2 protein-coding genes, 12 tRNA genes, 2 rRNA genes and 1 pseudogene are annotated in these 10,352 nt (G+C 43.7%); all 17 read right to left on the minus strand.

All coding sequences use genetic code 11. From position 1 onward, the window contains the following. Nucleotides 1-63 precede the first annotated feature (63 nt). Nucleotides 64-294, minus strand: coding sequence for a GlsB/YeaQ/YmgE family stress response membrane protein (locus NST05_RS09540; RefSeq protein WP_014727289.1), 231 nt, complete (start codon nucleotides 292-294; stop codon nucleotides 64-66). A gap of 19 nt (nucleotides 295-313) precedes the next feature. Further along, nucleotides 314-1,554 (minus strand): annotated as a pseudogene (locus NST05_RS09545) (aminopeptidase). Nucleotides 1,555-1,717: 163 nt separating this feature from the next. Continuing rightward, entirely contained in the window at nucleotides 1,718-6,112 is a 4,395-nt protein-coding gene (locus tag NST05_RS09550; RefSeq protein ID WP_084828417.1) for a PolC-type DNA polymerase III, read from the minus strand. Nucleotides 6,113-6,162: 50 nt separating this feature from the next. Next, nucleotides 6,163-6,246 (minus strand) — tRNA-Leu (locus tag NST05_RS09555). Nucleotides 6,247-6,255: 9 nt separating this feature from the next. Beyond that, a tRNA-Gln gene (locus tag NST05_RS09560) sits at nucleotides 6,256-6,327 on the minus strand. A gap of 6 nt (nucleotides 6,328-6,333) precedes the next feature. Continuing rightward, nucleotides 6,334-6,406 (minus strand) — tRNA-His (locus NST05_RS09565). An 11-nt stretch (nucleotides 6,407-6,417) separates the two neighbouring features. Beyond that, nucleotides 6,418-6,488 (minus strand) — tRNA-Trp (locus NST05_RS09570). A gap of 5 nt (nucleotides 6,489-6,493) precedes the next feature. Continuing rightward, nucleotides 6,494-6,574 (minus strand) — tRNA-Tyr (locus tag NST05_RS09575). A 14-nt stretch (nucleotides 6,575-6,588) separates the two neighbouring features. After that, nucleotides 6,589-6,661: transfer RNA gene (locus tag NST05_RS09580), tRNA-Phe, on the minus strand. Nucleotides 6,662-6,664: 3 nt separating this feature from the next. Next, nucleotides 6,665-6,738 (minus strand) — tRNA-Met (locus NST05_RS09585). A gap of 9 nt (nucleotides 6,739-6,747) precedes the next feature. After that, nucleotides 6,748-6,837: transfer RNA gene (locus NST05_RS09590), tRNA-Ser, on the minus strand. An 8-nt stretch (nucleotides 6,838-6,845) separates the two neighbouring features. Further along, a tRNA-Glu gene (locus NST05_RS09595) sits at nucleotides 6,846-6,917 on the minus strand. A 6-nt stretch (nucleotides 6,918-6,923) separates the two neighbouring features. After that, a tRNA-Ile gene (locus NST05_RS09600) sits at nucleotides 6,924-6,997 on the minus strand. 33 nt (nucleotides 6,998-7,030) lie between these two features. After that, nucleotides 7,031-7,101, minus strand: a tRNA-Gly gene (locus NST05_RS09605). Nucleotides 7,102-7,105: 4 nt separating this feature from the next. Continuing rightward, nucleotides 7,106-7,178, minus strand: a tRNA-Val gene (locus NST05_RS09610). A gap of 5 nt (nucleotides 7,179-7,183) precedes the next feature. Next, a 5S ribosomal RNA gene (gene rrf, locus NST05_RS09615) occupies nucleotides 7,184-7,299 on the minus strand. A gap of 83 nt (nucleotides 7,300-7,382) precedes the next feature. Next, nucleotides 7,383-10,282 (minus strand): 23S ribosomal RNA (locus tag NST05_RS09620). Between the last annotated feature and the right edge of the window lie 70 nt (nucleotides 10,283-10,352).

The following is a 10,352-nucleotide window of genomic DNA, read 5'->3' on the forward strand; positions in this document are numbered from 1 at the left end:
TGAAAAAAATAAGAAAAAGAGAATTCTGAGATATCTAACCAATATCTCAGAACTCTTTCATTTCTAACTATTACGATTCCAAAAAAGGGCTAATAAGATAACAGCACCTAATACCGAAGGAACTATAGCTGTATCTGCTAGCATTGGTCCCCAATTTCCAAAAAGAAGCTGACCAACAAATGCACCAAACCATCCTACAAAGGTCTTACCAATGCAACCCATATGTTCTCCTCTATTCGAAATAGCAGAGGCAATAAGGCCAATTAGAAAACCAACTATCATACTTCCAATCATGAGAAATCCTCCACAATACTTAAATCACCCAATCACCATTTCGGAAGATTGGTACACGGCTACCATCATGGTGGATGCCATCAATATTCATTTGATTTGAGCCAATCATAAAATCTACATGTACATCAGAACGGTTAAGACCAGCTGCTTTAAGTTCCTCTTCTGTCATATCTGCTCCTCCCTCAACACTGGTCGCATAGGCTGCTCCAATAGCTAGGTGGTTGGATGCATTCTCATCAAAGAGGGTATTGAAGAAGGTAATCCCAGATTGTGAAATAGGGCTTGAATCTGGTACCAAGGCACATTCACCTAGAGCACGCGCCCCATTATTGTTGAAGACGAGATTCTTCATCACTTTCTCACCTTGGTCTGCTGTAATATCTACAATTTCACCATCTTTGAATGTTACTTTGATTCCCTCAATAATATTACCATTATAGCTTAGTGGTTTTGTACTTGAGACATAACCATATGCACGACGGAAATCTGGTGCCGTAAAGACCTCTTCTGTTGGCATATTAGGAAGGAAGCTCTCTCCCTGGGCATTGATTGCACCTGCAGACTCCCAAACGTGGTTTTCGGCAAACCAAGGGTCAAATCTGTTCCTGGTGCTGTGTAATGAAGGGCTGAGAATTGTGCTTCATTGAGTATACGTGCTTTAGCATCTAAACGATCAGCATGTTCCTTCCAGGCACGTACAGGATCCTTTTCGTAAACACGACAGGTCTTGAAAATTTGGTTCCAAAGTAAATCTACGGCTTCCTCATCACTCGAAGCATTAGGAAAGACCTTCTTAGCCCATTCTTTACCTGCTGCTGCAGCTACTGTCCAACTAAGCTTATTAGACTGAGTTGCTACCTGCATAGGTTTAAAGGCCGCTCCAATAGCCTTAGCATGAGCAAATAGACGTTCAGGAGCTACACCATTAAGGGCACCTGGATCAGAAGAACGGACTCCTAAACGACTTGCTTTCTTTTCTAACAAATATTCCATCTCCGCTTTTTTATAAGCTGGAACCTCTTCGATTCGATTCGTCTCTGCATGCAAGAAACGCTCGCGATTAATAGTATCATCCGACCATTGAACAATTACCTCAGCTGCTCCTAAAGCATAAGCTTCTTTTACTAAGAGGTGAGCCAGCTCTGCTTGTTCTACATCAATGCTCAAGGCCACTGTGTGACCAGGCTGCACATTAATCCCATTAGCAACCAATAATTTAGCATATTTCTCAAGATTTTCTTTAAAATTTGGTAAAACCATGATTAATTCCTTGAAACTGTAATTTTCTATCAGTATACCATAAGACGAAGAAAAAAGTTTTCTATCAGCTTTGGCTTTTTATCATCACATACAGATATCTAAACAAAAAGAGAACGGAGACTGACTCCATTCTCTCAAGGTTGATGACAATTCACTTTAGCTATTAAAAGAAATCATCAAAAAGACTTAACTGATTATCTTCTGGCATATTTCCTAGAATGCCCATTTCATCTAATCTTTCAACCAAGGTTGATGATAGGCCTCCTCGTTTACGCAATTCTGTTTTGGAGAGAAATTCCCCTTCTTCACGCGCAGCAACCAATTGCTTCGCAACGTTTTCACCCAAACCTTCAAGTGCGATAAACGGAGGAATCAAGGTATCTCCTTCAATCAAAAATTCAGTCGCCTGACTCTTATAAAGATCTAACTGGCCAAAAGTAAAGCCACGTTCTAACATTTCATTGACAATTTCAAGCGTTGTAAACAAGTCATTTTCAAGATTAGTCGCTTCATTTCGTTGGCGCTTCTCCTTAATATCTTCCATTCGAGCTTTAACAGCATCGAGCCCTGCAGACATAGTCTTAAGCTCAAATGCTTTGGCTCGAATCGAGAAGTAAGCACAATAGTAATAAATAGGATGGTGCACCTTGAAATAAGCTACGCGAAGGGCCATCATAACGTAGGCAGCCGCATGGGCTTTAGGAAACATGTACTTGATTTTACCACAAGATTCAATATACCAGTCCGGAATATTATTTTCACGCATGGCTTGAATATAACCATTTCGCTCTTCTTCAGAAATTTTCAACCACATTCCCTTACGCACACGTTCCATAATGGTAAAGGCCATCTTAGGATCTAACCCTGCATGCATTAGGTATACCATGATATCGTCACGACAACCGATAACTGTTTTCAGGGTGGCAATACCTTCCTTAATCAAATCTTGTGCATTACCCAACCAAACATCTGTACCATGGGATAAACCAGATAACTGTAAGAGTTCCGCAAAGGTCGTCGGATGCGTCTCTTCGACCATACCACGAACAAAGTTAGTCCCAAACTCAGGGATTCCCAACACGCCCGTTGAGGTCCCAATTTGTTCAGGCGTTACCCCTAAAACCTCAGTCCCTGAAAAAAGTTTCATCACATCCGGATCATCTGCTCGAATATCCTTTGGATCAATTCCTGATAGGTCCTGTAACTTACGAATCATAGTCGGATCATCATGTCCCAGAATATCTAGCTTCAACACGTTCTCATCGATATCGTGGAAGTTAAAGTGAGTTGTCTGCCAAGCAGCAGTTACATCATCAGCCGGATATTGAACAGGTGTAAAATCATAGACATCCATATAATTTGGAATAACAACGATACCACCTGGGTGCTGACCTGTATTTCGCTTAACCCCAGCAACACCCATAGCCAAACGATCAACCTCAGCATCACGATAGAACTTATTGTAATCACGTTCGTAACCCTTGACAAAACCATAAGCTGTCCGATCTGCAACAGTACCTACCGTTCCAGCACGGAAGGCATATTGCTCTCCAAAAATATCACGTACATCCAAGTGAGCCGACGGCTGATCATCTCCTGAGAAGTTCAAATCAATATCAGGAACCTTATCCCCATCAAAACCGAGGAAGGTCTCGAAAGGAATATCCTGACCATCTTTTTTATACTCAGTTCCACATTCTGAACACTCCTTATCAGGCAAATCAAAGCCAGAGCCATAAGAACCATCCGTGATAAACTCTGAGTGTTGGCATTTAGGACATAAATAATGAGGTGGCATAGGATTTACCTCAGTAATTCCAATCATTGTTGCAACAAAACTAGAGCCAACAGACCCCCGAGAGCCAACCAGGTAGCCACGTTCATTTGAACGGTTCACCAGCATCTGCGATGCCAGATATATTACGGCAAATCCATTACCAAGAATTGAGGACAACTCTTTCTCAATCCGCAAGTCAATAATATCAGGCAAAGGATTACCATAAAGCTCAAATGCTTTAGCATAAGTCATCTCTGCAACCTGTTCTTCTGCACGATCAATATAAGGTGTATACAAGTCTTTTTTGACGACTTCAACCTCTTCGATTTGATTTGCCATAGCTTGTGTATTAGCTACAACAATCTCATAGGCTAAGTCTTTCCCCAAAAAGGCGAATTCATCTAGCATCTCATTGGTTGTTCTAAAATGAGCTTCCGGTAGAGGAGCAGGTTGAGCGTTTTCCCCCTTACCAATTGGCCTATTGATCATAGCTCCTTGTCCCAAAGCACGAACAATGATTTCACGATAAATGGCATCTTCAGGATTGATATAATGTACATTTCCCGTAGCAAGCACAGGCTTGTCAAGACGATTAGCAACTTCAATCAAATCCCTAATAAGTTGTTCTATAGCTCCCTCATCCTTGATTAAATCCTTTGCAATCAATGGCGCATAAATCGCTGGTGGCATAACTTCAATAAAATCATAGTATTTAGCAACTTCAACTGCCTTATCAATACCATGAGACAAGAGAGTATCAAAAACTTCACCATCTGCACATGCGGAACCGACTATGATTCCCTCACGATACTCATCTAAAACCTTACGAGGAATACGGGCTACTCCCTCAAAATATGATACATTTGATAGGCTTACCAATTTAAAGATATTCTTCAAACCCGTTTGATTCTGAACATATAGCGTCGCATGTTTGACACGAGACTTCTTATACGAATCATCAGAGACCAATTCTGTGTTCAACTGTTCCAGATTAGTCAATCCATGCTTTTCGAATACATCTTTAATGAAAATAAACAACAAACGACCTGTTGCTTCCGCATCATAGTTGGCCATGTGGTGGTGGTCCAAGGCAACGCCAAAACGCTTTGTCAAAGGACCCAAACCATGACGTTTATACTCAGGATAAAGATTCCGTGCAAATTCTAAAGTATCAATAACCGGTTGTGAGATTGTCGGTAACTGATGTCTTTCATAATTGGCATTCATAAACCCAACGTCAAAGGTCGCATTGTGGGCGACTAGCACAGCTCCTTTACAGAATTCTTGAAACTCCTGTAAAACTTGCACTAAAGGTTTGGCACCTTTAACATGATTATCAGTAATACCAGTCAATTCAGTCGTAAACGCAGAAAGCGGATATCCTGGATCAATGAATTCATCAAATTGCTCAACAATATTACCTTTATGCATTTTTGATGCCGCAATCTGGATCAAATCATTATGAACAGCAGACAAACCTGTTGTTTCTACGTCGAATACAACATAAGTTGCTTCTTTTAATTCCAAATTTTCGGAACTATAAACAATAGGAACTTTGTCCTCAACAAGATTGGCTTCAAGACCAAAAATCGCCTTAATTCCAGCTTTCTTAGCTTTATGGTATCCATGAGGAAAACTTTGAACATTTGCATGATCTGTTATCGCAACTGCTGGATGTCCCCAAAAAGCCGCTGTATCGATAAGCTCTTCAACTGTTGGTATAGCATCCATAGTTGACATGTTAGTATGAGCATGAAATTCAACTCGCTTCTGTCCCTCGGGCATCAAATCCTTACGAGGAGTATGAGAAATTTCCTTAATATCTTGTACATTCATAGTCAAACTATGTGTAAAAGGATTATTCTCAATACGACCTCGAACTCTTACCCAGTTTCCTTTTTTGATCATACCGAACTTAACAAGTTCTTCGCTATCCTTCACCCAACGTTGCATAGCAAAACTAGAGGTATAATCAGTTACCTTAAAATTTATTATAATCCTACCTGTTTTCGTTTCACGTTGCTCCACATCAAAAATATATCCTTCAAAAACAATCCTATTTTCTTCAGAATTGACTTCAATCATTGGAGTAATCTCAGCCTTATCAAAGCTTGCAACTCGTTGACTTTGTTTCTCAGCAAAATTTTGGGCCTGATGCTTCTGAGGTGGTGGTACCGGCGAACTTTGAACAATTGATTGAAGTGCTTGTCTAGCTTGAGATTCTGCTTCTTCTTGTAAGGAGATCTTATTTGTCTCGTAAGCCTCTTCAAGAAAGGATGAAGCTTCTTTATCCTCAAGAACCGAAATAGAAACATTAGATAAACCAACATTCGAAAGAACATCAGCAATCAGGACTATAAATCTCTCATGTAAATTCTCTCTAAGGATATGCGCAGGAGCCTTAACAGAAATACTATTATTAGAAATCTCAATCCCCAAATTGGAGAATAGGGAATAGATTGAAAAGTGTGATGATTTTAAAATATCTAAAGCATATGAAAAATAAGCTTCAAGTAAAGATTGATCACAAGAAATATCTTCTACATTAATCATATATGAAACTTTAGCCCCTAAAGAATCAAAAGAAGAATGAAGCAGATTATCAAAAAGAGTGAAAGTCTCATATGACAGTAGATTTCTGAAAGAAAAAACAAAAAACCACTGACGTTTTGATTTAAATAGCTTTACTGATTCAATAGAACCACTTTTAATTTCATTATAAGCTTCCTCATGCTGTGGAAAATGAATTTGTTTTAAAAGAAGCTTAAATTTATCAGACATAAAAAATAACTCCTATATACAAAAAAACACTCCTTATGGAGTGCAACTTATACCGGCGGCCGGGGTCGAACCGGCACGTCCTTGCGGACACTGGATTTTGAGTCCAGCGCGTCTGCCAATTCCGCCACGCCGGCAAAGTTTTACTGGGGTAGCTGGATTCGAACCAACGCATGAGGGAGTCAAAGTCCCTTGCCTTACCGCTTGGCTATACCCCAAAAATAGGCGAATGAGGGGAATCGAACCCCCGAATGTCAGAGCCACAATCTGATGTGTTAACCACTTCACCACATTCGCCACCTTATTAACACGGGCAGTAGGAATTGAACCCACACTGAAGGTTTTGGAGACCTTAGTTCTACCTTTAAACTATGCCCGTAACTATGGAAGGGGAGGGATTCGAACCCCCGAACCCGAAGGAGCGGATTTACAGTCCGCCGCGTTTAGCCTCTTCGCTACCCTTCCCAAATATAAATAAATGGCGCGAGACGGAATCGAACCGCCGACACATGGAGCTTCAATCCATTGCTCTACCAACTGAGCTACCGAGCCATATTGCGGGAGCAGGATTTGAACCTACGACCTTCGGGTTATGAGCCCGACGAGCTACCTAGCTGCTCCATCCCGCGTTAATTATAAGGAGGATGTGGGATTCGAACCCACGCACGCTTTTACACGCCTGACGGTTTTCAAGACCGTTCCCTTCAGCCGGACTTGGGTAATCCTCCATAAAATATAGTCCGTACGGGATTCGAACCCGTGTTACCGCCGTGAAAAGGCGGTGTCTTAACCCCTTGACCAACGGACCATATAATGGGCACGAGTGGAATCGAACCACCGACCTCACGCTTATCAGGCGTGCGCTCTAACCATCTGAGCTACGCGCCCAAGCTAAATGCTTGGATATTTGTTTCCAAATAAAGCGGGTGACGAGAATCGAACTCGCGACAACAGCTTGGAAGGCTGTAGTTTTACCACTAAACTACACCCGCTAAATGGGAGTTAACGGGATCGAACCGCTGACCCTCTGCTTGTAAGGCAGATGCTCTCCCAGCTGAGCTAAACTCCCTATTTGCTAAGCGACTACCGTATCTAACAGGGGGCAACCCCCAACTACATCAGGCGTACTAGGGCTTAACTTCTGTGTTCGGCATGGGAACAGGTGTATCTCCTAGGCTATCGTCACTTAACTCTGAGTATTCTCAACTCAAAATTGAATATCTATACTGTATCAAGAAACCAAATCGTTGTCAATATATCTCAGTTACTTTCGTTGGATAAGTCCTCGAGCTATTAGTATTAGTCCGCTACATGTGTCACCACACTTCCACTTCTAACCTATCAACCTGATCATCTCTCAGGGCTCTTACTGATATAAAATCATGGGAAATCTCATCTTGAGGTGGGCTTCACACTTAGATGCTTTCAGCGTTTATCCCTTCCCTACATAGCTACCCAGCGATGCTCTTGGCAGAACAACTGGTACACCAGCGGTAAGTCCACTCTGGTCCTCTCGTACTAGGAGCAGATCCTCTCAAATTTCCTACGCCCGCGACGGATAGGGACCGAACTGTCTCACGACGTTCTGAACCCAGCTCGCGTGCCGCTTTAATGGGCGAACAGCCCAACCCTTGGGACCGACTACAGCCCCAGGATGCGACGAGCCGACATCGAGGTGCCAAACCTCCCCGTCGATGTGAACTCTTGGGGGAGATAAGCCTGTTATCCCCAGGGTAGCTTTTATCCGTTGAGCGATGGCCCTTCCATACGGAACCACCGGATCACTAAGCCCGACTTTCGTCCCTGCTCGAGTTGTAGCTCTCGCAGTCAAGCTCCCTTATACCTTTACACTCTGCGAATGATTTCCAACCATTCTGAGGGAACCTTTGGGCGCCTCCGTTACCTTTTAGGAGGCGACCGCCCCAGTCAAACTGCCCGTCAGACACTGTCCCCGATAGGGATAACCTATCTGGGTTAGAGTAGCCATAACACAAGGGTAGTATCCCAACAACGCCTCACTCGAAACTGGCGTCCCGAGGTCATAGGCTCCTACCTATCCTGTACATGTGGTACAGATACTCAATATCAAACTGCAGTAAAGCTCCATGGGGTCTTTCCGTCCTGTCGCGGGTAACCTGCATCTTCACAGGTACTAAAATTTCACCGAGTCTCTCGTTGAGACAGTGCCCAAATCATTACGCCTTTCGTGCGGGTCGGAACTTACCCGACAAGGAATTTCGCTACCTTAGGACCGTTATAGTTACGGCCGCCGTTTACTGGGGCTTCAATTCATGCCTTCGCTTACGCTAAGCACTCCTCTTAACCTTCCAGCACCGGGCAGGCGTCACCCCCTATACATCATCTTACGATTTAGCAGAGAGCTGTGTTTTTGATAAACAGTTGCTTGGGCCTATTCACTGCGGCTGACCATCAGTCAGCGCCCCTTCTCCCGAAGTTACGGGGCCATTTTGCCGAGTTCCTTAACGAGAGTTCTCTCGCTCACCTGAGGCTACTCGCCTCGACTACCTGTGTCGGTTTGCGGTACGGGTAGAGTATAATTAACGCTAGAAGCTTTTCTCGGCAGTGTGACATCACTAACTTCGCTACTAAACTTCGCTCCCCATCACAGCTCAATGTTAAAGATATAAGCATTTGACTCATATCACACCTCACTGCTTGGCCAGACACTTCCAATCGTCTGGTTTAGTTAGCCTACTGCGTCCCTCCATCACTATATACTCTAGTACAGGAATATCAACCTGTTGTCCATCGGATACACCTTTCGGTCTCTCCTTAGGTCCCGACTAACCCAGGGCGGACGAGCCTTCCCCTGGAAACCTTAGTCTTACGGTGGACAGGATTCTCACCTGTCTTTCGCTACTCATACCGGCATTCTCACTTCTATGCGCTCCAGCACTCCTCACGGTACACCTTCTTCGCACATAGAACGCTCTCCTACCATACCTATAAAGGTATCCACAGCTTCGGTAATATGTTTTAGCCCCGGTACATTTTCGGCGCAGGGTCACTCGACTAGTGAGCTATTACGCACTCTTTGAATGAATAGCTGCTTCTAAGCTAACATCCTAGTTGTCTGTGCAACCCCACATCCTTTTCCACTTAACATATATTTTGGGACCTTAGCTGGTGGTCTGGGCTGTTTCCCTTTCGACTACGGATCTTAGCACTCGCAGTCTGACTGCCGATTATATCTCATTGGCATTCGGAGTTTATCTGAGATTGGTAATCCGGGATGGACCCCTCACCCAAACAGTGCTCTACCTCCAAGAGACTTAACATCGACGCTAGCCCTAAAGCTATTTCGGAGAGAACCAGCTATCTCCAAGTTCGTTTGGAATTTCTCCGCTACCCACAAGTCATCCAAGCACTTTTCAACGTGCCCTGGTTCGGTCCTCCAGTGAGTTTTACCTCACCTTCAACCTGCTCATGGGTAGGTCACATGGTTTCGGGTCTACGACATGATACTAATGCGCCCTATTAAGACTCGGTTTCCCTACGGCTCCGTCTCTTCAACTTAACCTCGCATCATATCGTAACTCGCCGGTTCATTCTACAAAAGGCACGCTCTCACCCATTAACGGGCTCGAACTTGTTGTAGGCACACGGTTTCAGGTTCTATTTCACTCCCCTCCCGGGGTGCTTTTCACCTTTCCCTCACGGTACTGGTTCACTATCGGTCACTAAAGAGTATTTAGGGTTGGGAGATGGTCCTCCCAGATTCCGACGAGATTTCTCGTGTCTCGCCGTACTCAGGATACTGCTAGGTATAAAGACTATTTCGAATACGAGGCTATTACTCTCTTTGGCCTACCTTCCCAGGTAGTTCTTCTATAATCTTTAAGTCCACGTTGCAGTCCTACAACCCCGAAGAGTAAACTCTTCGGTTTGCCCTCTTGCCGTTTCGCTCGCCGCTACTAAGGCAATCGCTTTTGCTTTCTCTTCCTACAGCTACTTAGATGTTTCAGTTCACTGCGTCTTCCTCTACATTACCTTAACAGTAATGAGTGACAGGCATTACCTGCCGGGTTCCCCCATTCGGACATCTCTGGATCATTGCTCACTTACAGCTCCCCAAAGCATTTCGTCGTTAGTCACGTCCTTCATCGGCTTCTAGTGCCAAGGCATCCACCGTGCGCCCTTATTAACTTAACCTTATTTTTGGCCTTTCGACCTAACTCATTAAATATTCACAGCGTTTCGGTTTATTTTCTTGTTACTATCT

Source organism: Streptococcus sp. FSL E2-3494, assembly GCF_038007085.1.
GTDB lineage: Bacteria > Bacillota > Bacilli > Lactobacillales > Streptococcaceae > Streptococcus > Streptococcus thermophilus.